18 protein-coding genes and 2 other RNA genes are annotated in these 24,784 nt (G+C 55.0%); 10 read left to right on the top strand and 10 right to left on the bottom strand.

The window, feature by feature from the left end; genetic code table 11:
• Window positions 1-85 precede the first annotated feature (85 nt).
• The 5 genes from ACMCNM_RS22265 to ffs (ACMCNM_RS22245) all read left to right on the top strand — a co-directional run bounded on the left by ACMCNM_RS22265 (window position 86) and on the right by ffs (ACMCNM_RS22245) (window position 8,110).
• The gene (locus ACMCNM_RS22265) at window positions 86-745 is read left to right on the top strand and encodes a GntR family transcriptional regulator (RefSeq protein WP_027592947.1); all 660 of its coding nucleotides are present in this window, start codon (window positions 86-88) and stop codon (window positions 743-745) included.
• 2 nt (window positions 746-747) lie between these two features.
• Entirely contained in the window at window positions 748-4,236 is a 3,489-nt protein-coding gene (gene smc / locus ACMCNM_RS22260) for a chromosome segregation protein SMC (protein WP_412765436.1), read from the top strand.
• A gap of 204 nt (window positions 4,237-4,440) precedes the next feature.
• Entirely contained in the window at window positions 4,441-5,322 is an 882-nt protein-coding gene (gene zipA, locus ACMCNM_RS22255; protein WP_186682701.1) for a cell division protein ZipA, read from the top strand.
• A gap of 239 nt (window positions 5,323-5,561) precedes the next feature.
• Window positions 5,562-7,892 carry an NAD-dependent DNA ligase LigA gene (gene ligA / locus ACMCNM_RS22250; protein WP_186704052.1) on the top strand — a complete coding sequence of 777 codons (2,331 nt, stop codon included), beginning with the start codon at window positions 5,562-5,564 and terminating at the stop codon, window positions 7,890-7,892.
• A gap of 121 nt (window positions 7,893-8,013) precedes the next feature.
• Window positions 8,014-8,110: signal recognition particle sRNA small type (ffs, locus tag ACMCNM_RS22245), an RNA gene on the top strand.
• Window positions 8,111-8,577: 467 nt separating this feature from the next.
• Here the strand turns inward: ffs (ACMCNM_RS22245) and ACMCNM_RS22240 are convergent.
• From ACMCNM_RS22240 to ACMCNM_RS22230, 3 genes are all read right to left on the bottom strand, one after another.
• Window positions 8,578-9,456, bottom strand: coding sequence for a hypothetical protein (locus ACMCNM_RS22240; RefSeq protein WP_412765435.1), 879 nt, complete (start codon window positions 9,454-9,456; stop codon window positions 8,578-8,580).
• Between the two features lie 389 nt (window positions 9,457-9,845).
• Window positions 9,846-10,052, bottom strand: coding sequence for a hypothetical protein (locus ACMCNM_RS22235; protein ID WP_412765434.1), 207 nt, complete (start codon window positions 10,050-10,052; stop codon window positions 9,846-9,848).
• 66 nt (window positions 10,053-10,118) lie between these two features.
• Window positions 10,119-10,559, bottom strand: coding sequence for a hypothetical protein (locus tag ACMCNM_RS22230; protein WP_412765433.1), 441 nt, complete (start codon window positions 10,557-10,559; stop codon window positions 10,119-10,121).
• Window positions 10,560-10,844: 285 nt separating this feature from the next.
• On the opposite strand from ACMCNM_RS22230, the gene ACMCNM_RS22225 reads away from it, so the two are divergent.
• A complete protein-coding gene (locus ACMCNM_RS22225; RefSeq protein WP_412765432.1) occupies window positions 10,845-14,228 on the top strand; it encodes an SIR2 family protein in 3,384 nt (1,127 codons plus the stop codon).
• Window positions 14,229-14,656: 428 nt separating this feature from the next.
• On the opposite strand, the gene ACMCNM_RS22220 is transcribed toward ACMCNM_RS22225, so the two are convergent.
• A complete protein-coding gene (locus ACMCNM_RS22220) occupies window positions 14,657-15,367 on the bottom strand; it encodes a recombinase family protein (protein ID WP_412765431.1) in 711 nt (236 codons plus the stop codon).
• Between the two features lie 818 nt (window positions 15,368-16,185).
• Window positions 16,186-16,416, bottom strand: a complete 231-nt coding sequence (locus tag ACMCNM_RS22215) for a helix-turn-helix domain-containing protein (protein ID WP_412765430.1) — start codon at window positions 16,414-16,416, stop codon at window positions 16,186-16,188.
• 97 nt (window positions 16,417-16,513) lie between these two features.
• Here ACMCNM_RS22215 and ACMCNM_RS22210 point away from each other — a divergent pair, with 97 nt between their 5' ends.
• Window positions 16,514-16,849 (top strand): hypothetical protein, encoded by a 336-nt coding sequence (locus tag ACMCNM_RS22210; RefSeq protein ID WP_412765429.1) that lies wholly within the window; start codon window positions 16,514-16,516, stop codon window positions 16,847-16,849.
• A 764-nt stretch (window positions 16,850-17,613) separates the two neighbouring features.
• On the opposite strand, the gene ACMCNM_RS22205 is transcribed toward ACMCNM_RS22210, so the two are convergent.
• The 4 genes from ACMCNM_RS22205 to ACMCNM_RS22190 form a co-directional block, all read right to left on the bottom strand.
• Entirely contained in the window at window positions 17,614-18,447 is an 834-nt protein-coding gene (locus ACMCNM_RS22205; RefSeq protein ID WP_412765428.1) for a hypothetical protein, read from the bottom strand.
• A 149-nt stretch (window positions 18,448-18,596) separates the two neighbouring features.
• Window positions 18,597-19,190, bottom strand: a complete 594-nt coding sequence (locus ACMCNM_RS22200) for a Clp protease ClpP (RefSeq protein WP_412765427.1) — start codon at window positions 19,188-19,190, stop codon at window positions 18,597-18,599.
• 335 nt (window positions 19,191-19,525) lie between these two features.
• The gene (locus ACMCNM_RS22195) at window positions 19,526-20,263 is read right to left on the bottom strand and encodes a phage antirepressor KilAC domain-containing protein (RefSeq protein ID WP_412765426.1); all 738 of its coding nucleotides are present in this window, start codon (window positions 20,261-20,263) and stop codon (window positions 19,526-19,528) included.
• A gap of 557 nt (window positions 20,264-20,820) precedes the next feature.
• Complete coding sequence (locus tag ACMCNM_RS22190; RefSeq protein WP_412765425.1) at window positions 20,821-22,143, bottom strand: site-specific integrase; 1,323 nt, start codon at window positions 22,141-22,143, stop codon at window positions 20,821-20,823.
• A 140-nt stretch (window positions 22,144-22,283) separates the two neighbouring features.
• Between ACMCNM_RS22190 and ffs (ACMCNM_RS22185) the strand changes: the two genes are divergently transcribed.
• The 3 genes from ffs (ACMCNM_RS22185) to ACMCNM_RS22175 all read left to right on the top strand — a co-directional run bounded on the left by ffs (ACMCNM_RS22185) (window position 22,284) and on the right by ACMCNM_RS22175 (window position 24,371).
• Window positions 22,284-22,369, top strand: an RNA gene (gene ffs, locus ACMCNM_RS22185) — signal recognition particle sRNA small type.
• Between the two features lie 162 nt (window positions 22,370-22,531).
• The gene (locus tag ACMCNM_RS22180) at window positions 22,532-23,086 is read left to right on the top strand and encodes a GNAT family N-acetyltransferase (RefSeq protein WP_274887815.1); all 555 of its coding nucleotides are present in this window, start codon (window positions 22,532-22,534) and stop codon (window positions 23,084-23,086) included.
• A 94-nt stretch (window positions 23,087-23,180) separates the two neighbouring features.
• The gene (locus ACMCNM_RS22175) at window positions 23,181-24,371 is read left to right on the top strand and encodes an MFS transporter (RefSeq protein WP_412765424.1); all 1,191 of its coding nucleotides are present in this window, start codon (window positions 23,181-23,183) and stop codon (window positions 24,369-24,371) included.
• On the opposite strand, the gene ACMCNM_RS22170 is transcribed toward ACMCNM_RS22175, so the two are convergent.
• Window positions 24,318-24,761, bottom strand: a complete 444-nt coding sequence (locus ACMCNM_RS22170) for a helix-turn-helix domain-containing protein (RefSeq protein ID WP_412765423.1) — start codon at window positions 24,759-24,761, stop codon at window positions 24,318-24,320. The two genes, ACMCNM_RS22175 and ACMCNM_RS22170, sit on opposite strands and share 54 nt — an antisense overlap.
• Between the last annotated feature and the right edge of the window lie 23 nt (window positions 24,762-24,784).

Here is a 24,784-nt window from a genome sequence, read left to right as displayed (position 1 = left end):
AGCGCAAGGCCCCTCTGCGCGAGTGCGGGTCAAGTACGCTACAATCCGCCCCTTGTGCCCAGTTCAATGATTTTGAAGGAAAACCATGACGTTCAAGGCCCCGGACAGCCTCTCCGAGCAGATTGCCGATTACCTGGCCGAACGCATTATTCGCGGCGAGCTGGCGCCGGGCGAGCGCATTCAGGAGCAGAAGGTTACCCAGGCGCTGAATGTCAGCCGCGGCTCGGTGCGTGAAGCGCTGTTGATCCTCGAGCGTCGGCATTTGGTAGCGATCTTGCCGCGTCGCGGTGCGCATGTGACCAAGCTGGACGAGCGCAGTGTGCGCAGCCTGTGCAACTTGATGGGTGAGTTCTACATCCTGCTGGGCAACGCCGTTGCACAAAAATGGCGCCTGGAGGCCGACTTGCGCCCGTTTCTGGAGATCCAGCAGCGCTTGCAGCATGCCCGCGACCAGCAAGACATCAAGGCCTTCGTCGCCGAAAGCTTCGCCGTCATGCGGGCTGCCTACCCGTTCGCCGACAACCCGTACCTGCAGGAAACCGTCGAAAACCTGCAGCCGGCCATGAGCCGCGCCTACTACCTGGCCCTGGACCAACGCCAGGCCAGCACGGACGACTACCTGGAGCTGTTCGCGCGCCTGCTCGAGGCGGTGGTCGCCCGCGACCTGCCGCGCATTCGCGAGGTGCTCACCGCCTATTGCCAGCGCAGCTGTGAGCTGGTGCTGGCGGCGTTGGCCCGGGCCTGACGATGCGCCTCAAGTGCATTCGCCTGGCCGGGTTCAAGTCGTTCGTCGACCCCACCACGGTCAACTTCCCCAGCAACATGGCGGCCGTGGTAGGCCCCAACGGTTGCGGCAAATCCAACATCATCGACGCGGTGCGCTGGGTGATGGGCGAGAGTTCTGCGAAGAACCTGCGTGGCGAGTCGATGACCGACGTCATCTTCAACGGCTCCACCAGCCGCAAACCGGTCAGCCAGGCCAGTATCGAGCTGGTATTCGACAACAGCGACAACACCTTGGTCGGGGAGTACGCGGCTTACGCTGAAATTTCCATCCGCCGCAAGGTGACCTGCGACGCGCAGAACAGCTATTACCTCAACGGCGCAAAATGCCGTCGCCGGGACATCACCGATATTTTCCTTGGCACCGGCCTTGGGCCGCGCAGCTACTCGATCATCGAGCAGGGCATGATCTCCAAACTGATCGAAGCCAAGCCCGAAGAGCTGCGCAACTTCATCGAAGAAGCGGCGGGCATCTCCAAGTACAAGGAACGCCGCCGCGAGACCGAGAACCGCATCCGCCGCACCCAGGAAAACCTGGCGCGCCTGACCGACTTGCGTGACGAGCTCGAACGCCAGCTCGAACGCTTGCACCGTCAGGCCCAGGCAGCCGAAAAGTACCGTGAGTACAAGGCCCAGGAACGCCAGCTGAAAGCCCGCTTGTCGGCCCTGCGCTGGCGCGACCTGGACGAACGCGTACGCCAGCGCGAGGCGGTGATCGGTGATCAGGACGTGTCCCACGAGGCCTTGGTGGCCGAGCAGCGCAACGCCGACGCGAGTATCGAGCGCCTGCGCGATGGCCACCACGAATTGTCCGAGCGCTTCAACCAGGTGCAGGGCCGCTTCTATTCAGTAGCGGGCGATATTGCCCGGGTCGAGCAAAGCATCCAGCACGGCCAGCAGCGCCTTCGCCAGTTGCAGGACGACTTCAAGGAAGCTGAGCGCACGCGCTTGGAGACCGAGTCCCACCTGGGCCATGACCGCACTTTGTTGGCCACCCTCGGCGAAGAACTGGCCATGCTCGAGCCGGAACAGGAAATGACCCTGGCGGCCGCCGAAGAAGCCGCCGCCACCCTCGAAGAAGCCGAGCTGGGCATGCACGGCTGGCAAGAACAATGGGACACCTTCAACACCCGGTCCGCCGAGCCCCGCCGTCAGGCAGAGGTGCAACAGTCCCGCCTGCAGCAGCTTGAAGCCAGCCTGGAGCGCTTGTCGGAGCGCCAGCGCAAGCTGGGTGAAGAACGCGACCTGTTAGGTGCCGAGCCGCAGGACGCGGCCCTGGTCGAGTTGTCCGAGCAGTTGGCCAGCAGCGAGATGCTGCTCGAAACGTTGCAACTGTCCGAAGAGCAAGTGGTCGAGCAACTCGAAGGCACGCGCGAGCAATTGCAGCAGGCCACCCAGGCGCAACAACAGGCGCAGGGTGACCTGCAGCGCCTGGGCGGGCGGTTGGCATCGCTGGAGGCCTTGCAGCAGGCCGCGCTGGAGCCGGGCGTGGGTGCCTCAGACTGGTTGCGCGAGCAGGGCCTGGCACAGCGCCCGCGCCTGGCCGAAGGGCTGCGGGTCGAGCCGGGCTGGGAGCTGGCCGTGGAGACGGTGCTTGGCGCCGATCTGCAGGCCGTGCTGGTTGATGATTTCAACAACCTCGCTTTTGCCGACCTGGAGCAAGGCGAGTTGCGCTTGCTGCTGGCAAGTGGCGAGGGTGCGCGGCTGGCGGGCAGCCTGCTGGATAAAGTCGAAGGGCGTACCGACCTGACCCCCTGGCTGGGGCAGGTCAAGCCGGTCGATGACCTGGCCCAGGCGCTGGCACTGCGTGCGACCCTGGCTGAAGGGCAAAGCCTGGTTAGCCGCGATGGTTATTGGGTTGGCCGGCATTTTTTGCGGGTCAGCCGAGGCGGCGAGGCCGAAGGCGGGGTGTTGGCCCGTGGCCAGGAGATCGAGCGCCTGAGCCAGCAACAGCTGGAGCAGGAAGCCGCCCTGGAGCACCTTGAGCAACAGCTGCAGGATTTGCGCGAGCAGCAATTGGGCCTGGAAGAACAGCGCGAGCAACTGCGCCGCCGCACCCAGGAAGAAAGCCGCCAGCACGGCGAGCTCAAGGCCAGCCTGTCAGCCAGCCGGGCCCGTGCCGAGCAAGTCGAATTGCGTCGCCGTCGCCTGCACGAAGAGCTGACCGAGCTGCAAGAACAGCGCGCCCTGGAGCACGAGCAACTGGGCGAGGCGCGGCTGGTGCTGCAAGAAGCCCTGGACCTGATGGCCCAGGACACCGAGCAGCGCGAACAGTTGATGGCTCGCCGCGATACCCTGCGCGAAGGCCTTGACCGCATCCGTCAGGAGGCCCGCCAGCACAAGGACCACGCCCACCAGTTGGCCGTGCGCCTAGGCTCGCTGCGTGCCCAGCACGACTCCACCCATCAGGCCCTGGAGCGCCTGGAACAGCAGGCAGCACGCCTGACCGAGCGCCAGGAGCAACTGAGCCTGAACCTGGAGGAGGGCGCAGCGCCCCTCGAAGAGCTGCGCCTCAAGCTCGAAGAGCTGCTGGAGCGGCGCATGAGCGTCGACGAAGAAATGCGCCAGGCGCGCCTGCACATGGACGAAGCCGACCGCGCCCTGCGCGACGCGGAAAAACGCCGCACCCAAGCCGAGCAGCAAGCCCAACTGCTGCGTGGCCAGTTGGAGCAGCTACGCCTGGAGTGCCAGGGCCTGGATGTGCGGCGCAAGACCCTGCAGGAACAACTGTTGGCCGACGGCTACGACCTGCAAGGCGTGCTTGCCACCCTTGAAGCGGACGCCACCGAACAGAGCACCGAACAGGCGCTGGAGCAGACCGAGGCGCGTATCCAGCGCCTGGGCGCGATCAACCTGGCGGCTATCGAAGAGTACGAGCAGCAGTCCGAACGCAAGCGCTACCTGGACGCCCAGAACGCCGACCTGGTCGAGGCCTTGGAGACGCTGGAAAACGTCATCCGCAAGATCGACAAGGAAACGCGCAACCGCTTCAAAGATACCTTTGATCAGATAAATGCCGGATTACAGGCACTTTTTCCAAAAGTTTTCGGTGGTGGCAGCGCTTATCTGGAACTGACGGGCGAAGATCTACTCGATACAGGGGTAACGATCATGGCGCGACCCCCGGGCAAGAAGAACAGCACCATCCATCTGCTGTCCGGTGGCGAGAAGGCACTGACCGCCCTGGCGCTGGTGTTCGCCATTTTCAAGTTGAACCCCGCACCGTTCTGCATGCTCGACGAAGTCGATGCGCCGCTGGACGATGCCAACGTCGGGCGTTACGCCCGGCTGGTGAAGGAAATGAGTGAAAGCGTGCAGTTCATCTACATCACCCATAACAAGATTGCCATGGAGATGGCGGATCAATTGATGGGGGTGACGATGCATGAGCCGGGCTGCTCACGCCTCGTTGCAGTGGACGTGGAGGAGGCGATGGCCATGGTCGACGCCTGATGCGCGAAGATAGGGCACATTCTGTAGCGAAATGGCCCCGCCATGTGCGACAGACGGTGTAAAGTTGTCTTTGGTCGTGCTAGCTTAATGTCACTCGTTTTTTGCGTGGGTAAAACGCCTGTCAGAACATAGAGTTGGCGCCACGTGTTAAAGGGCTTTGAACCCTTTGTTTTCAAGCATATTTTTATAGAGGCACGGGATTACATGGAAATCGGTCTGCGCGAGTGGCTGATCCTCATCGGCATCATTGTCATTGCCGGTATTCTTTTCGACGGCTGGCGCCGCATGCGCGGCGGGAAAGGCAAGTTGAAATTCCGTCTGGACCGCAGTTATTCCAATGTCCCCGACGAAGAGGGCGGCGCCGAAGTGCTCGGCCCATCGCGGGTATTGGATAACCACAAGGAGCCAGAACTGGACGAGAGCGACCTGCCCTCGCTCAGTGCGTCGTCGCGCGATCGCGAACGCGAGCCCAAGCCGGTCAAGGCCAGCAAGCGTGGCAAGCGCGCCGCAGAAGTGCCGCAAGGTGACCTGAACCTGGTCGCAGAGGCGCGCGAGCCTGATCTGTTCGCCGATGCCGATGATGATTTTGCGGCCGACAACAACCGCAACAGCGGTGTGTCGTCCAGCAACAACACGGTCAAGGAACTGCCTCCCGCTGAAGAGGTGCTGGTGATCAGCGTCATCTCCCGCGACGAGGGTGGTTTCAAGGGCCCGGCACTGCTGCAGAACATTCTCGAGAGCGGCCTGCGTTTTGGCGAGATGGACATCTTCCACCGCCACGAGAGCATGGCCGGCCACGGCGAAGTGCTGTTCTCCATGGCCAACGCCGTGAAGCCCGGTATTTTCGACCTGGACGACATCGACCACTTCAGCACCCGTGCGGTGAGCTTCTTCCTGGGGCTGCCAGGCCCGCGTCACCCTAAGCAGGCCTTCGACGTGATGGTCGCGGCGGCGCGCAAATTGGCCCATGAGCTCAATGGCGAACTCAAGGACGACCAGCGCAGCGTGCTGACCGCCCAGACCATCGAGCACTACCGCCAGCGCATCGTCGAGTTCGAGCGCCGCGCGCTGACCCAGAAGCGCTGATAGATCCAGATGAAAGAGCAGCCTGCGGGGCGTGCTGGCCGGTTCGGGCTCCTAGGTTGTCTGATCTGGCCCCTTCGCGGGTAAACCCGCTCCCACAGGTACCCCACTGTTTTTGAACACAGTGGGGTACCTGTGGGAGCGGGTTTACCCGCGAAGGGGCCAGACCAGGGATAAAGGATCCAGAGCCCCAGGCAACGTCCCCCAGGCTGCTCTTTTGCTTTGCAAGAGAAGACAAACGAATGACCGCAGAATCCCGAATCCACGCCCTGCGCGCCGAGCTCGACCAGCATAACTACCGCTACTACGTGCTCGATGAGCCCAGCGTGCCCGATGCTGAATACGACCGCCTGTTCAACGAGCTCAAGGCGCTGGAAGCCGAACACCCGCACTTGGTAACGCCTGACTCGCCAACCCAGCGCGTCGGCGGCCAGGCCCTGGCTGCATTCAGCCAGGTGCGCCACGAAGTGCCCATGCTCAGCCTGGGTAACGCCTTCGAAGAAGCTGACCTGCGTGAATTCGGCCGCCGTGTGGTAGATGGCCTCGATCAGCCGGGTGCGGTCGACTACAGCTGCGAACCCAAACTCGATGGCCTGGCGGTAAGCCTGTTGTACCGCGACGGCCAATTGGTGCAAGGCGCCACCCGTGGCGATGGCACCACCGGCGAAGACATCAGTGCCAACGTGCGCACCGTGCGCAACATCCCGCTCAAGCTGCAGGGCGAAGGTTGGCCCGCGGTGCTGGAGGTGCGTGGCGAGGTGTACATGAGCAAGGCCGGTTTCGATCGGCTCAATGCCGCCCAGGCAGAAGCGGGTGGCAAAACCTTCGCCAACCCGCGCAACGCCGCCGCCGGCAGCCTGCGCCAATTGGATTCGAAAATCACCGCCAGCCGCCCGCTGGAGTTCTGCTGCTATGGCGTAGGCCAGGTGTCCGCAAGCATCGGCGACAGCCACATTGGCATCCTTGAGCAGCTCAAGGCCTGGGGCCTGCCGATCAGCCGTGAGCTACGGCATGCCGCCGGCATCGAAGAGTGCCTGGCGTATTACCGCGACATCGGCGAGCGCCGTAACAGCCTGCCGTATGAGATCGACGGCGTGGTGTTCAAGGTCAACAGCCTGGCGTCTCAGCGTGAACTGGGCTTCCGCGCCCGCGAGCCGCGTTGGGCGATTGCCCACAAGTTCCCGGCCATGGAAGAGCTGACCGAGGTGTTGGATGTGGAATTTCAGGTAGGGCGTACCGGGGCGGTGACGCCTGTGGCACGCCTGAAGCCGGTCAAAGTGGCCGGCGTGACCGTGTCCAACGCCACCCTGCACAACATGGACGAAATCGCCCGCCTGGGCCTGCGCATTGGCGACACGGTGATCATCCGCCGTGCCGGCGACGTGATCCCGCAAGTCATGCAAGTAGTGCTCGAGCGCCGCCCCGAAGATGCCCGCCCGGTTGAAGTGCCGAGCGCATGCCCGGTGTGTGGCTCGCAAGTCGAGCGCACGCAGCTGGTCAAACGCAGCAAAGGCAAGGAAACCACCAGTGAAGGCGCGGTGTACCGGTGCGTCGGTCGCCTGGCCTGTGGCGCCCAACTCAAACAGGCGATCATCCATTACGTTTCGCGCCGCGCGATGGATATCGACGGCCTGGGCGAAAAGAGCGTCGAGCAGTTGGTGGATGAAGGGCTGATTGGCTCGCCAGCAGACTTGTACAAGCTTCAGTTCGACCAGGTCGTCGGGTTGGAAGGGTTTGCCGAAGTTTCCAGCAAGAAGCTGCTGGATGCCATCGAAGCCAGCAAGCGCCCGAGCCTGGCGCGCTTCATCTACGCCCTGGGCATTCCGGATGTGGGTGAGGAAACCGCCAAGGTCCTGGCTCGCTCGCTGGGCAGCTTGGCGCGGGTGCAGCAGGCGCTGCCACAGGTGCTGACCTACCTGCCAGACATCGGGCTTGAAGTGGCATACGAAATCCACAACTTCTTCGAAGACGAGCACAACCGCAAAGTCATCGAGCAACTGCTCGCCTGCGGCATGCAGTTGCAGGACGAAGGCGACTTGGCCGCCGAGTTCGCCGCCAGCACCACCCTGGCCGGGATGATTGCCAAGCTCGACATCGCCTCGGTCGGCCCGACCGGCGCTGAGAAGCTGGTGGCCAAGCTCGACAGCCTGGACAAGATCATCGCCGCCGACGGTATCGACCTGCGCCAGGCCCTGGCCGCCAAGCAGGCCGAGGCCGTGCGCGAGTTCTTCAAGGACGAAGCGAACCAGACGCTGGCGCGGGACATCGAAGCCCAGTTGCTGGCGTTCGGCATGCACTGGAACAGCGAGAAGAAAGTCGCCGAAGGCCTGCCTCTGGCCGGGCAGACCTGGGTGTTGACTGGCACCTTGGAGCGCATGAGCCGCGACATTGCCAAAGACAAACTGGAAAGCCTAGGCGCCAAGGTGGCAGGTTCCGTTTCCGGCAAGACCCACTGCGTGGTCGCCGGCCCTGGCGCGGGCTCCAAGCTGGCCAAGGCCAGTGAGCTGGGTGTGAAGGTGCTGGACGAAGACGCGTTCATCGCCTTCTTGGCGGAGCAGGGCATCGCAATCTGACCCACCTTTAAACAAGTCATTGAGAAATGATGACTTTTTCTCCCCGCAGAGGTTGTAACTTCGCCTCAGACCGGTACAATGGCGCGGCTCGCTGCTTAGCGAGTTGCGTCAGTGGTGGCCCCATCGGTCCCCCCGCATTGATTACCCGTTAACCTGGTCAGGCCCGGAAGGGAGCAGCCATAGCGGGAACATCGAGTGCCGGGGTGTGGCTGGTGGGGCTGCCTCCATTCTTTAAGTCCGTGATTTTAAAGGACTTTTCTCGCTCAAAATCTCGAAGTGTGACAGCGTTTAGGTACACCTAGGTGGTGCACTGTGCTGGGCATTCTATCTCCCATCAGTTGTCTGCCCAATCCCTTTGAAGCGATTTCCCAGATAGCCTCATCTTTCAAGCAGGGGCACCAAGGCGAGAGACAAGGCCGCAGAGCGCGCCTCCATACAGTAATCGGGTGGCAGTTGTATGCACTTGTAATGAGGCGATCATCACAGAAAACCCAGCAGCGTAAAGATGTGGCTGATGTGCGATCCACTAGGCCAGCACCGCCGTCCTTGTCCGGCTTGTTTGGTATTTCGATTCCTCCCGTTGCGGTGAGCAGAAATGAATAAGCCTACGGCTCAAAGGTCGGGCTTTACTGCCAATGGTAGCGAAGAGCAGGAACAAAGGGTGGATATGGTTTCGTTCAAATGATCACTCATGTAAAGCATTGATTGTCTTCGCCTTGTGATACGCACCGCAGTCATCTGCGAATGGACAGCGAAAACCCTCTTCTTTTTCAAACCACTCAAGTGACACACATGTCCCAGTGTGAAAGTTTATTGGTCGCTCCAATGGTAGTTTTCTTAGATATCCCCTACCGAAGAAAAAGCCACAGAGCTGATTTACCTCCGTGGGTTGAAGCTGGCTGTTGAGGAAATTAAAAGTTGTACCTAAAAATTGATTTACTTGTTCAAAGAACTTTTCAATTCGGCCCATCACATCAGGAATCACGTAGCACTGTCCATTCATCCTTGCTCCGAAATGGCTATACTGGACATGACCTGTGTTCCGCTCTAAACTGCAATGCCCCACGTCAGCATGCGTGAGTTCATCCCTGATTACACGCAATTCCTCGTACCAATCACACGAACGAACAATTTCTTTTAGCTTATCAGGAAAGCCTGATCCAACTTCACCGCTTTGAATTTTTCTAAAGAATTTCCTAGTCGAGTCGCTTGGTAAGCCTTGTGCTTTCACGTAAATATCGCTGATGATTTTCCGAGCACACTCTATGGCTGAATAGAGCTCAGTAAAAATACCCTCTACGACAGCAGCAAACTTCGACCCATGCCTAGCTGCCGTATGTCCGTTTGCATAAAGCTCTTGCTCGTCAATTTCCAACGCAGGCAGCAAATCCACTGCCAGTTCACGTAAGATAAGAGCCTTGTGAAAATGCCCGGAAATACCTCCTAGTGCTTTCACATTATCCGGCTTCAATTTATGCGACCCGCCATAAAAAATCTTGAAAAATTCCACCTCTCCCCAATGCTCTGGAGCAAATGATCGGACATGCGCATTGACTCGTTGCATAAATGGTCCCTTTCAAGCGATGATGCGGCATTTTCGTTCAGTATGCCTTAAAAGCGCAACACTTCCTCTACGCTGAGCAGTGATTTTCTGACCATTCCTTTCAGTCGACTATAGATTCTTTATCTCTGGCTGAGCAGCTGGATTTGAAGCAGGGTGCTTGTCGATTGGTACTTCTATTCCCTGCCTATAGCAGATAGCCCAAATTGTATAACCAGGCCATCGCCCGCAGCCGAATATCCGCTATGAGCCGGAGCGGGAATATCGTCTGTAATCCGTGGCAGAATTTTGAGCACCGGCTGCATCGGTGCCTAACCCCCACGCCGATCTGCGTACTACCTATACCGGCAAATTTCAGAATATCCAAGGCACCAAAACCCGCCCGAAGGCGGCTACGTGCGAAGGCGTTCTATCGCTGAAGTGATGGCATCGGCGTTGGCATCAAGTGCCTGTAGGCAGGTCATGGTGTTTTCGTGGACATTTACAGACCCTCGCTGCCTGATCCAAGTGCTTAGCTCTTCGACCGCTGCCCTCAATGCAGTCTGGTTCATGTGCAGCAGCTCCAGGGCGTCAGCGGTTGCAGCGGCTTTATCATCCATGTGGAGTTCTCGTTATATGGCAGATACCGCAGCGTAGGGTCTTGCAGCGCATTGTTCCAGTATCGCTCACTTGACCAGCTCTAAGCTCAGACGCTGCATCACGCGCATCACAGCAGTGGGTGACCATTGCCCACCACGAGCAGTGGGGATGTTCCGTGCGATCAGGCAGTCAGCCACGGCCTGTAGGCTGCTGGCCCCCTTGAGTACACACAGCTCTATGGAGTCCTTGACCAATGCTGCACGATCGTCTGCCTGCTGGCGTTGGGTCGCGTGCCCTTTCACTCGGTTCAGCTGTTTACGGTCCTTGGCCAGCGCCTGTGTGCAGTTTTCGATCCTCTGCACTGCTTCAGTGTCACCAGCAGCAGCCCCAGCCTCCAGAGACCTTAGAGGCGCCTTGGTGCGTTCGTTGATGAAGCGGCATTCCTGTTCGGCAAGTACGACGTAGATATGAAACTGGAATACATCGGCGGTGGGCATAATTGCTACACGGAACTCGTGACGCTTCATCAAGCCCGCTCAGTGTGCTATGTCACGGCTCAGCCTGTCCAACTTGGCTACCACGATTGGGGTGACCGTGTGCAAACGGCTTGGCATCTGTTGGGCTATCTAGGGGAGGCGATTCATCATCATCCACCGTTATCGAATGCTTGATATCAAGGGGCCACTAAGGGCATCATAGTAATTTAAGTCGCATGTACAATCAGTCATAGCGTTCCTCCTACGCCATCTGCCAACGTGCGGTGAATACACATCAATAGTAAGCAATGCGTTGAATCAGCACAAGGAATAAGAATGAGTGTCGATGCCGCTGTTGTCATTAAAAAACTACAAGAAAGTGTAGCTTCTGGTGATTTAGTAGTTATTATTGGAACGGGTGTAAGTATTGGGCTTACTAATAATAAACGCCCATCGCTCTCTTGGCAGGGGCTTATTGCTGATGGGTTAGAGTATGCTAGTCAAAAAGGTAAGATAAGGCCTTCCCAAAGCGAAAGTTGGAATGAGTTGTTGCACTCAGAAGACATGGATGACATGCTCGGTGCTGCTGAGTTTGTGGGCAGAAAGCTCAGTGCACCGGATGGCGACTTGTATTTCAGGTGGCTCGAGTCGGTATTTAGTGATGATAAAACTGACAACCCCGATCTCGAAGAGGCCTTGCGTCAGATTAAATTGTGCGGTGTTCCAATTTGTACATTGAATTATGATGGCTTGTTAGAGAAGGTTACTGGGCTTCCGCCAATTGATTTAACTGATCTTCGTAAAGCTAGTGAGTGGGTAAGAAGAGAGACGCCTGGGATATTTCATTTGCATGGTCAATGGAGAAATCCGGCGTCATGTGTGCTAGGTATTCGTGATTACGCAGATGCAGTTGCTGATCAGCCGCGAGGTCTCATTCAGAAAAATCTCAGCACATTTAAGCGGCTGCTGTTTATCGGTTGCGGTGATACGTTCAGTGATCCGAATTTTTCAGCTTTAATAGCATGGCTGAAATTTAACATGCAGTCGTCTGCTCCTCAGCACTATGCTTTAGTGACGGATGACCAGTATCCGTTAAGGCACGCGGATGAAAGCTGGCACGGTTTTGTCGAACCTTTGAGTTACGGTACAAAGCATACGGATCTTCCCGGGTTCATAACCAAACTATTTAATTTTCCTGGTTTGGTTTCATCGCCTGCATCAAGTCGTGCTTCGACTTCGACGCATGAAGCTGTAATTGAGGATTATAAGCAGTTTTTGATTAGAGATTGCGGGCAGATGACCATTGAAGGTGTTAGGGCAGATATGGATACAGCCCAGCGCCGATTTGATCTGGAAAAGCTTTTTGTGCCGCTGCAATTGGAAGCATGCCCCCCGGATATTCCTGCAAGCGATCCTGAGAGGGATGAGAAGCTCAAGGCTTGGGTAGATGAAAATAAAAAGCCTCTCGCATTCGGTCAGATTTTTGAGAAAAAAAGAGGTCTTGCACTGCTGGCTCTTCCTGGTGGGGGAAAGACTCTTCTATTGAAGCGTTTAGCTGTTGCCTATGCAAGTCCGTCTCGAAGGGCTAATAGCGCAGATGACTTGCCAGATATTGATACAGTTCCTGTCTTGATTAGGTGTCGGGAATGGCGAGATTATATACAGTTGCCAATTCTAACTTTGTTTAAGAAGTTTAGTGACATCACAGGGCAGCCCGGCCTGACTAAGTTTTCAAGCGCCATTATTCCGCGTCTGAAGAGCGGTAATGTGCTCTTGTTGATAGATGGGTTGGATGAAATTCATGTTAACTCAGATCGTGAAATTTTCGTGGATAACCTGCAGCGATTTTTGAGTGAGTATCCTAAGATTCGAGTAGTGATAACTAGCAGGGAAGCCGGATTTAATTTGGTGGCCGCAAAAATTGCAGGCTTCTGTGAGCGGTGGAGAGTTGCACCGTTAAATCTTGAGGCTATGAAAACGCTTTCATTGCATTGGCACCAGCTAATGGCTCCTGGCTCAAAAGAGGCGGAAGAAGAGGGGGTGGCTTTAGCTAATCACCTCTACCAAAGCATTTCACTCCGTCGGTTAGCAGAGAATCCATTATTGCTAACTATGCTCTTAGTTGTTAAGCATGGCGCTGGTCGACTTCCACCTAATAGGGTGAGTTTATATGGTCGGGCAGTGGATGTTTTGCTGGATACATGGAACATCAAAGGGCATGAGCCCTTAAATATTTGGGAGGCAGTGCCGCAACTTGCATTTATAGCTTTGGAACTCATGCAAGGCGGGGCTCAAACGGCCACTGAAAAAGAGCTGTTGGCAATATTAGAGCGAGCCCGTGCTACTGTTCCTCTAATTTCGAGATACGCAAAAGATACTCCTTATGAATTCCTAAAACGAGTCGAGCTGAGATCAAGTCTGCTCCTCGAGGCTGGGCATCAGGTGGAAAATGGCATAACTGTTCCATTCTATCAATTTAGACACTTAACCTTCCAAGAGTATCTCGCCTCCGTGGCGTTGGCTGAGGGGCATTATGAAGGTTACAGTCCGCGCAATTCTGTAATTAAGCCTATTGCAAAAAAATTGGTCAGTGATGAGTGGAAAGAAGTTATTCCTATGGTGGCGGTCCTTGCTGGTAAGAGAGCTAGCCCGATTGCCGCTGCATTAATAACGAAGGCCAAGCAACTACATAAAAAGGCGTTGGAAAATAAGAAGTTTCCAGGCTCGGAAGAATGGAAGAGCTATCCCTGGACACTTCCTGCACCAATAGCGCGCTTGCTTCAGATTTTTGTTGAGGAAGCTCAAATCGAGCCTCGGGAGCTAAGTGAAGCGATGCCTTTGGTTGCTTATTTTTCCAAAGGTTGCAGTGCTGATTATGATTGGAAAGCGCTTGCCCGTGGGCCTTACGCGATTGATTTTTTAGATGAAATCTGGAAGCTCTATGAGCCTATGGATTGGGATGATGAAATTTGGATCAAAAATAGTTTTGCCAATTTCGTTTCTAGCATGAAATCTGGAGACTATCTAAATAGTAGTGAGTTTAAGCAGGATACAATTGAGGGGCTTTCAGCGAGTGAACCTCGAGTAATTTGCTGCGCTTTGATGACTTATTTAGGTTCCCTTTGGCATGGCAGCATGCGTATTAATAAGGAAACCCCCGAAGAGATCTTGGATGCGGCGGAGAAATTAATTCATCACTCATCGCTTGCTGTAGCGTATGCCGCTACTTGGTGTTGGTCACTAATATACCTCAATATTTCAGGCAAGCGGGGTGGTAAAGCTAAACCTAGCGTGGAGACGCTCGACATATATCTACATAGGTACCTGACGGCACTACCAAATATGGCAGGTTTGGTTGCTTTTTCTATTTCCACCATTGCGGGACTCGAACGCTCATATTGGAAGCCTGCCTTGGCGCCGGACGTTGTTCTTAGGCTTCGGGGTGAGATCGAAGATGAAGCCGTCGAAGAATATTTGAAGCGTGATAAAGTTGCCTTGGCGGTAATTTGCTTTCACTCGCAAAAAATTATAGATGATACGGCGCTTGTTGACTTTATTGCGCGTGTTCGCGGTAGCAATATTGATCATCGAGACGGAATGGACCTAATGCTCAGTCAGCTTGGGGAATATGGTAAAGCAACGCTCGTAGAATTGAAGGATAAGGATGCCGCAGGTGTTCGCAAACGTAAAAAGTCGATTAAAAGTGAAATATCCCCTTAAGCGTTGAAGCTATTAGGGCGACGAGCCAAGCCGATTTGGCTCGTCGCCTTAAATTAGGTTGAGTAGTTCGCTTGTTAACAGGCTGTGTGATCGGTTTGAAGGCTTAATTTCTTTTGAAACTAATCAGTAGAATCCCGTCGTGCTTTGCCTGTGTTTTATGTGTGTTTAATTGGTGTGTTAAGTTCGTTGAGTGCGGCCTTCAAGCAGTAGCTCCAAGGCATCAGTGGATGCAGTGGCTTACTCATCAATTCCATAGGTTTTCCTATGCAGATGATGTGGCACGGAGTAGTTAGAACTTACCATCTCGTTATGGTTCGGCATTTGGTGCTTCTGGTCGCACCGTAGCGAGCCGGACGGCAGGATATTCAAAATATCGTGGGTCCACACGGGCTGTCTTGATGCGTCGCCACAATCGCCCCTTGCATCAATCAGGTGCTGGCGGCGAATGACAGCTTAAGGCGGGCCATAAGGCGGGAAACAGTCATAGGTTGAAATGCTCTACCCCGAGCCGTTGTCACGCCCTTTGAGTTGAGGCATTGAGCGATGGCTGCAAACGAAGTGCAACCATCATACAGGCACGCTTTGATGTGGTGAGCGACAGCATCAGCTCGATTGTCTGCATTCGCCTTCTTAGCCCTCACTGCGGCTCCATTGCCTACTGCCCAAGCTCTCGCACGGCCAGCATCACGACGGGCTATCTTTTCTTGGGCTTCAACATCACCATTGGAGGCGAGCGTCTTCAGTTCGGCTAATCCGGCCTTCGTGCGGGCACGGATCTTCAGCAGTTCTTCCTCGGCCAGTAACGATTTTATGTTCCTCAGCAGGCCGCTGCTATGGACGTCCTCTGCTTCGATGAAGGTGTATCTCTTCTGCAAGGTCACAAAATGAGCGTGATCACGAGTGAGACGGTCTATTCGATGCACGACAATTGGGCAGTCCAGCCCTTGCGCCATAGCGAGAGCCAGCCGGCATTGTGGTCGCTCCTGGGGATCAACGGCACCTGATACACCTTCGTCGGTGAACTGGGCGACAATCTCCCATCCGTGAGTTTCTGCTGCGATCTTGATGGCGGCGAACTGGCCACCGACCGACAAGCACTGGTCGTCTGTACTCATCCTTGCATAGGCCACTACCTGCATCGCTTCCTCTACTCATCATCCGGTGTGTGCTAATCCTAACATATTGCTGATGACCGTCTACGAAGTGTTATGTGTCGTGTTTAGCGATTTTGTCAGACGGTTTGGATGCTGCTGCGAGATGGCTGATGTATGGGTTGCTGTCGTTGGCTTGCCCCACCAGCCAGTGAGCAGAAAGTCAGCATAAGGCCCTCGTGCAAGCCGCGCCCAATTCGATCACTGGTGATATGAGTGAGCTTGATGGTTAGCCGCCCAGGCCTATACCGTTTATGGCGGGTTTGCTCCATCGTCATCATTAGCTGGTTGAAATCTCTTGCGGGAAATCTCCACGAGAGCCGATATTGCCGGTTCGATCACGAAGCTCGAATCCAAAAGCCTCTTTGATACTTGCATCACGCGTTCAGCCCGCTCAGGGTGCCCGGTCTCGGTAAGCAGTAATGCCAGGACATGAAGCGCCTCGCACGTGGCCATTTGATTACCCCAGAGGCGCGTTACCACTGTGGTGATACAGGTCTCTTGTTCCGACATGATAAAGCCTCCCTGCTGACGTTCATTGCAGCAGTTCAGGTCGCATGCTCGCTGCTTAGCCAATGCCCAACTAGTGTCCCTTCATCAAGCAGGTGGAAGCACCGATGCACCTAAATCTTCCATTTCGTAAGGTTAATGGCTAAGAGGCGGTATCGGCTTAGCTCCGTGCATATCAATCCCAGCATTCTTGCGGTTTACAGGGAAGGTTAGCCAGCAGGATGGGTCATGTAGGGCTAGTTGGCGATTAGAAACCGATTAGTTAAATCGCCGGTGTGCAGTCGCTTAGGACTAGCTCACATGCCTTCAAAAAGGACAGAAATGCTGACACCTAAGGCGTCGGCTAGCACCTTGATGGCGTTGATTGAGGGGTTAGCGCCACCGGTCTCAATGCGAGACATGTAGGTCCTGGCAAAGCCACAGCGATCAGCAAAGGCTTCTTGGCTCATGCCCATACCCATACGCAGCTCCCTGACTCGGGTGCCGAACTGATGTTGAAGCACAGGGGAAGCTGGTGGTGCGGGCATTCCCCAATGGTCCGGGGATGTGATCTAATCGGACACACACTAATCGTGACATCCGTCAAAGGAATTACCTTCCCAAGATGTCCAAAGGATCCCATCGATGACCGAGCTAGCCTCAAACTCCTCTGCGTCCCAAGGCGCGGTGTACTTCAAGCCTGAAGCCATGACGCACGTGCTCAGGTTGGTGCTCTCAGATCGCTCTGCTGGCGCAATCATGCTTTCCCTTTGGTCGAACGTGGGCGAAGGCGGAATAGTACGAGTTACGCAGGCAGCCATCGCACATGAGTGCGACGTCACCCTACGCAGGCTGTCCAAAGAGCTCACCTACCTTGTCGATGGCGGCTGGATAGAGTTGGTAGACGTGAGCATCGAACCGGGCGGTCCACTTGTATGCGTCATTAATTCTGGCGTTCTTCAGGTTATCAATCCCGGATAACGTGCTTGATTGTGGCTGGTTGAGATGGTCCTAGAGAGCCTTCTCGACAGCGTTCAGGTGTATACCACACCTGCTTTCAGTGCAAAGACCGGCATCCTGCTGTGCTTGTCACTGGCTCAAGCGGGGCGTAGCTACCTCACTATAATCCTTGGTTGTCCAAGTAATGTGGTAACGCCTCGTCACGAAGTGATACTCCTTCTATTGCCAGTCAGGTAGGGGTGGGTGGTACTCCACCACACCGCCCTTCATGGTTAGTGTTTCTAAGAATGCCTAGCGGCATGGTAGCTATAGAAGCGGGGGCAGAGGCGGAAGCCCCCGATCCGCTAAAGTTTAATATGGTTTGGCTGTAACGTACCGTTACCGGGTTATGTTGCACATGATGCCTATAGAGTTAGAAGTAAGATTAAGAGCGGGGAAGGGGTGGCACCCCTTTCTTCCCCTGCTTAATAAAATGTTTTCCGTGCTTCAGGCACAAGTGATCCCGAGATGGCGTAGACGCCACAAGTAAAAGTGCGTACGGTGTCTTGTATGGCGTGGATAAAATCAATAATAAAATCCGGAAGGGATGTCCGCTGCAGCTTCTTCCTGGGTCAGTAAAGATATCATCCTTGCCCAAGGGGTCAGTTTTATATGTCCGGCGTCAATGCCGACACTATGACTCTAACGCTGTCCGGTTGTGTGTCCAGATTTTGACATGCCCTTAGTATGGTGGGCGTGAATGTCAATTTCAGGACAAGTAAGAGTGACTTTCGACTGTGAGCAGCTCAAGCTTTAATCCATCCCTGCGCCTCTACAAAATCAAGGAATGCGTCCTGTCGAGTAGGCTCTGGGTAAAACTTCGTTGGCTCCTTCGATGCTCGTGCCCCCGCCTGATGGCATCCATCAGTGACTGGGATGTCGGGGGTCCCTTCCAGCTCACCAACGAGAATTGTTGTTCTATCCAATAGCCTTTGAACGGGTTCTTGACCGTAACCCTGGATCGCAAGTTTTAGCAGATGTTGTTTCACTGCATAGAGTTGTTTCCTTCGAGCAAGCATGCCTTGTTCACAGTCAGCATTCTGTGATGTTCCGTGTAATACCATGTATTCATTTACATGCTCTTCCACCCTGCTCATCAAGTCGGTGGCGGCGTTTATCAAAAAAATGCTACTTGCCTTTGGGTTACATTTGTCAATCCAGTCCGGGATAAATAGTGCGTTGCAGCGCAGCTCAAGTGCCTGCTCACGGACTTTCGATTTTACGCGTCTAAGGTGGTCAGAGGTGTACTTGCTTTCATATAGACCGGTCGAAGTGTTCCATGTGCTACCATACTCTTCATGTAGTATGTCTCGAAGCTCATAATCTCGAATGCCTTGAGTGCGAATCGCTAGTGGAAGTGCTCGCTCGGTGGACTTGCTAAATGGTGATTCAGCTCTGGTGCTGGGGCTTCTTGGTTTTTTTGGTTTTGGTACGTCTTTTACTGTTTCCTTAACTTTTCTATCAGAGAGGCCGGTGGCCTCTTTGATCTGAGCGTAGGTTGCACCCGCCTTGCGAAGTTGGATGGCGGTCTGCTCTGCGGTGGTAGTGTCGATTGCTGTGGGCGTCACGCTAGTTGTCATGATTCATTTCAGTCGCTTTGTAGTTATTTCATAATGCAATCCTTGAGGTGTTTTACAGTTTAGTGCTTGGGAGTGGGAGCTGTTTCGTTCAGGTTGCTAAGGTGTTGCTGCTCGCTCAGGTACTGCTTCATCTCTACCATGTATTCAGCTTACCGCTTGGCCCGGTACTCAGCGTACTTCGGCAGGCGCTTACGCAGATCATCAGCGAAGAAATACAAATCCTTACCGTTGTCCAGGATGTCTACAAACTCTTCGTCCGTCAGGAACCCTGCATAAGTTCGTTGTACCCATTCACGGTTGACACGTTCCGTGTAAGCAACGTTCAGCCGTACATCAGATTCTTTGCCATAACCCGGTGAGTAAGAGCAGGCGTGAACCATCATGGTGCTGCTGTCGTGAATCACCCACTCATCAGCGTGCAGTGCAATAGCCGAAGCGGCACTGGCACAGGTCAGGCCAATTTCTACAACGATGTTTGCAGTACATTCATCTATGCGGCGACAGAGATAATCACAGGTCTCAAGACTACCACCAGGTGACGACAGTTGAATGTGGACCTCATCTACAGCTGTTGCGTTAGCGAAAATTTGGGTCAGCTCGCCGTATCCGTCGATCTCTCCAATTGGTCCGGTCATTGGGGCAACGTATTGAGTGTACGTCAGTTGCTTTGTGAGAATGTTCATCGATGGCTGAATGGTTACAAGGTTATGCGGTTGGGTGGTATTCATGTTTTCAATTTTCATTTTTGGTTTCTTAAGATGATGTGTGGCCGTGGCTCGATTTAAAGATTAATGAGCTTGATTGGTATTGCACTTGTTAATTGTAAGTCCGGCGTGATTGCTGCAGTGATGCTGTGTGGTTGCTAAGCATCATTTGTTAGGTAAGGAACTGCTATACAGTGCACGAATTTAGGCGCTAGAGGGTGGTTCGTTCAGGTGCGTATAAACCCTGAGCTGTATGTGGTCCGGGTCGAATCATGATGTCGTACAGACGGAATCATCCTGTTATTCTAGCGCTCAATTGTTCCCAAGCTATCTATGCAGCAATAGACGTCTGTGGCTGGTCAGTACTTTTTCATTTACAGTCCGGTGCGACCATGCTTATCGATAAACTGTTTGAGCCAGATCAACCCTTTTCCTGTTACAAGTGTGATCGGTTTGAGATGGCGATTTCCTTCGGAATCCTTATAAAAGCCCCACTCTACTTTAAAGCGTCCACAGTCCAGGTGTTGCTGATATGGAAGGTTCTTCTTGTAGCCGCCTGCTGTAAGAATTCCCTGGTCGCGAAGGTAGCGAACAAGCCGGACTTTTCCTGTGTCCAAGGTCTTTGCGGCAACACCCAAATTGAATACATCCTTTGTGTCCTTCATGCTGTCGTAGAACTCAATCTTCTCAGCATTAACACTGAGCTTCTCTTGAAGTTCTTGCATCTGCTCTTGGTGGTCGTACACAAACTGCTCCAAGATGGACTGCACCATATTTGACCCTGAGATGATGATGTTCGGGTCGCAGCGACGCAGCTTAAAGCAAGGTACTACCTTACCCGTGCTGTCGGTAGATTCAGTAAGAAATTTACTTGGGCAGAGATTAAGGCTTTTAAGTGATGCGTAAATTTCCGACATGATCTGATGGTGCGTTTTTCCAGTAAAAAGTGCTACTTCCGTGCTGTATACGGTCGTTGTAATCAATTGGTTGAACTCACTGCTCACGGTCACCGGTGGCACATATGTGCTATCGCTCTGGCGCTGTGGTTTGACCCGACGATGGTGGCGAGTGGTGAAGTGGGTGTTTTGGTGCACGCTATATTTCTGATTCATAATGTGAACTTATTTTGGGTAAAGCTCCCCCGTGCTCTGGATGTGAGCATATAAAAGGGGATGTAGTTGGTGTTGTTTCTGGGGGTGGTGCTAGTACGGTTTGCTAGTTCATCGTGCTTTTCTCTTTGTAGTTAGGTGTGAAGAGTTAGTGTTGGCTGTTTTGTTCTTATGTCATCATCTGTCCTCTTGTGTCTGATGTGTGTTGAAAGCATGTGGGCTTTCGATGTCGGCATAATAATGGTGGTTGCTTGTTATGCCTGATCTAGCAGGGCGGGCATAGTCTTCTTTATGTTGGCCATCGTCGCTCTGTGTGGCGCCATATTAGCGAGATCATTTTCGAAAGCAATACCTAAATAAGTTGACATTTTGCAGGTTTTCCGGGCAACCCCTGTATTTGCTGGGTTGCCCAGAGAGAAATAAATTTAACTTTTTTGAATTTGCCATATTTTGGGTCGAAGGCATATCCTAATTGGCCTGATAATGTTTACTTATATGTGTCCTAGAAGTTGCAGTGCACTGTCTATATGTCCGGTGAGCAGCAACTGGCGTCCTGTCGGTTAGGTGCATGAAAGCCTGTTTTCGATGCGGATTTCGATGTGCTTCAAAGCGTCTGCCATGGCCCGTATGGGGCTTCGGCTGCCGTAAATGCTGAAGGTCACCGCCGCGTCTTCGTGGCCGGCTATACGCTTGATCAGCGAGTCCTGCACCCCAGCATCCCGCAATTCGTCGATGAGCGTATGGCGGAAACTGTGGAATGTCTTCCTAGCATCGGTGATACCTAGCTTCGTCTTGTAGCGACCGAACCACTTCGACGGTGCATGGCCCAGCTTCCCTCGCACTGCATCCAGCTCCGAGAACACCCGATCAGCTCCACTGGCTCTGACGGATTCAACATGCTGAAGCAAGCCCAGGTCCAGCAGGGCAGGGTGCAGAGGGAGTATGCGACGGCTGCTGGCGTTCTTCAGGTTCTGTCCTTCACGGCTGTCATCAATTCGGATGCAGTGAAGACCCTGCTGTTCTGTGAAGTCATCCACCCGCAACTGGCACAGCTCTTCCAGTCGTGCCCCGGTAGCTCGCCCAAGCAGCGGTAGCCAATATCGCCATGGGTGCTTGCGGGCTTCCTTTCGCAGCGTCTCATGATCGAGCAATGCTGCCAGATCGCTGCGGTCAAATGACAGGCGAGCTTCTTTGGCCGATCCCGTCATGACCTTGATGCCCGCCAAGTGATTCTCGGTGACGTACCTGTTCACCTTGCACCAGTTCATGAAGGCCGTGAGCTTGCGTAGTCGATTGTTCACCGTGACGGCGGTGATGGTCTTGTAGGTGCTGCCCGATTCAACCACCTGCTTCAACGTCTTGCCCTTGAACTCGGGGCGTAGGCCGAAGTACTGGGGGCAGCGGCTGAGTCGTTCTTTCAGCAGGCGTGCTTGCTGGGCATCGAAGGCCAGAGCAGGCATGTCACCTATCAGCTCGAACAGGTCAGATAAAGCACGCTCGACTTCATCCGCACTGACCTGCCGCCATGTGCCGCCGCGTTTTCCTTCTTCTATATAGAGCTTCGATAGGGCGGCGAGGCTTGGGCTGTCGCTCCCGACATTCGCTGGGGCAGTCGAGGTCGCACGTGGTGCTCTGGGAGTGGCCGGTGTGGGGGATGAGTCCCGCCACTGTGAACATAAAGCACGAAGCGTCTGAAGGTCTGTTAGCGGGTGTTCGCTGAGGTGGCCATGTAGCCGTTGGACGATGGATGCGGCGAGAAACAATGCGCTTTGCCGGTGCCTGATGTTCAGGCTCAAACGCAAAGTGTGACACTTCGGGAAGAGGTGCTTGGGCAGCTTGAGATTCAGGTAGTAGACGGCTTTGCGTCGGATCAGATAGGCCATGGGTGTGACACCAAAGTGTGACAGCAAAGTGTGACAGTGCTGGCTACACCCCAAGTTTTAAGCGACCGTGCTGAGTGTCTGCACGGGTAGAACGTCTGCTACCCCATCAGCCTGAAACCCTTGCCCCATAAGGCCTGCATTGATTCCCGAGCATGCTTGCATGCGTACCTGGTCAGGCCCGGAAGGGAGCAGCCATAGCGGGAACATCGAGTGCCGGGGTGTGGCTGGTGGGGCTGCCTCCATTCTTTAAATCCTTGAGCTCTCAAGGATCTCTCGTTCAAAACTACCTCTTAGTCAATGTGCGAAAGCGCATGACTTCTCGACGTTTCTACCTCTGCTCTGTGAGAATGCCAGAAGGCCATACCGCCTCCAGAACGGACGCTGCGCCATGGACAGCCTTCCTACCCTCGAAACTTCGCGCCTGATACTCACGCCGCTGCAGCTTGGCGACGCACCCGCTATTCAGCAGCTGTTCCCGCACTGGGACATTGTCCGCTACCTGGACAGCCGCGTGCCATGGCCCTATCCCGAAGACGGCGCACTCGTCTACGTCCGAGACATCGCATTGCCTGCCATGAACGCTGGCTGCGAATGGCACTGGATGATCCGCCTGAAAACCGCGCCAACGCAGGTCATCGGCAGCATCAGCCTCTATGACCAGCCGGGTAACAACCGTGGCTTCTGGCTCGCCCCTGCATGGCAAAAAAACGGCTACATCCGCGAAGCCTGTGTGGTCATCAACGACTACTGGTTCGAGACGCTTGGGCGTTGCGTCATGCAGGTGCCCAAGGCGGCGAGCAATGACAGGTCGCGCAGTGTTTCCCTGCACGAAGGCATGCGCCTGGTCGGGACTGAGCCGGGGCATTTCGTCTGTGGTGCCGTGCTCAAAGAGATCTGGGAGTTGAGCCGCGATCAGTGGCGTCAAAGGGTGGCGGTCGTTTAGGTACTGAAGTGACGATCTCAACGTCAGCAAATGCATGCCTTTGCCAGTGCTGTGCCGTGATAGAAAGCAGTACCTTTCAGCAAGGACTGCTTACATGAAGTCGTCTGTACCCCTGCCACGGTTTCAGCACTTTACTGTGTTCTGCATCGCCTGTTTCCTACTGTCCATCAGCTATGGCACGACGTTTCTGCTCTCTATGCTGGTGCAGGCGTTGGGCGGCACTGCGAGCGATGCAGGGCGGGTATTTGCAGTCGCGATGCTCAGTACGCTGCTGTCTGTGGTGGGCTCGGGGCATCTGTTGCAGCGCGTTGGTGCTGCTCGCGCTATCGCTGTCGGGGCGTTCTGCCTGGTCGTGGCGTCAGTGGGTTTTGCCGTGGTGCCCGGCCTGGGCGGCGCGTTGTTGGCGTGTGGCTTGATGCTTGGGGTTGGTTGGGGGCTCTTCTACACGGTAGGGCCGATCATGGTTGCTCAAATGGTCGAGCCATCACGCCGCACGCACTGTTTTGCATTGCTCTCCGGCAGCATGTTGACTGGCATAGGTGCCGGGCCATTACTGGGTAAGTTCGCGGCCTTCGTGGCGCTGCCTACCCAGCTCGCTTTTTGGGTGGCGGCGTGTGCTGCAGGTTTGGCGGGGTTGTACTTTACTTGGCTTGGTTCGACTTCGCTGGGGCAACGACCGGCTGAGAAGGTACAGATCGGTTTGGTGTCCGCGCTCAACGTGATGCGTTCACGTTCGGGCTTGTCGATTTTGATGGTAGGGCTGGGTGGGGCGATTTTCGGCACGATGGGCAGTTTCCAGACCAGCTATGCCGACCGCCTCGGGCTTGATTACTCGATCTTCTTCATTGGCTTCATGGGCGCTGCGATCGCCTGCAGGCTCTTGCTGGCCGGCTGGGTTGTGAAGCAACCGCCGCTGGCGACTTCGTGGGTTTTAACCTTGATCATGGCCACTGTTGTAGTGGGCTTTGATCAATGGGTGCACAGCGCCGAACGCTATCTGGCGATGGCCATGCTGTTGGGCGTGGGTTATGGCTTGAACTACTCGGTAATCAACGGGCTGGCTGCCAATGAAGCGCCAGCGGGCCTCACCGCGCAAGCACTGCTGCTGTTCAGCCTGTCGTATTTCATCGGTGTGTTCGGGTTCCCCTTCGTAGCCAGTCAATTGATCACGCAGCTAGGCATCAGCGCGATGATGTTGAGCATTGAGGGCGTTGCGCTTTTGGTTGTAGGGCTAAGTACGGCGAGGTGGCTGGCTTCGCGGTTTTCCAGGCCCGCCCTGGTGTAGGTGCTTTTCCTCCAACACCCCGGCGGCTGAAAGCTTCATCAAACGCTGAAATTTCGGGCAGGCCAGGTGATCGTCCTCTGGGCACTGCGCTGCATGCCGCAGCCCCTTGCTCATTGCTTGCAAGCGCTTGACCCGTGCATCGATTTCGTCCGCTTTGGCTATCAGCATTTGCCGATCGACCTGCAGGTCCACCAGCATCGCGCCCACTTCATCCAGGGAAAAGCCTGCGGCCTGCCCTAGAGCAATCAGTGCCAGCCGGTCCGCCACGTCGGCAGCAAACTGCCGCCGCTGGCCGCGGCCGGCGAGGGACTTGAGCAAGCCTTTCTTTTCGTAATAGCGCAGCGTTGATGCGGGTACGCCTGTGCGCTTGGCGACATCGGCAATGTCCATTCTAGGCCTTGACTTGAAGTTGA

Source organism: Pseudomonas sp. NGC7 (genome assembly GCF_047159675.1).
Taxonomy (GTDB): Bacteria; Pseudomonadota; Gammaproteobacteria; order Pseudomonadales; family Pseudomonadaceae; genus Aquipseudomonas; species Aquipseudomonas kermanshahensis.
The sequence above is the reverse complement of the archived record's forward strand: the minus strand, read 5'-3'. Positions and strand labels throughout refer to the sequence as shown.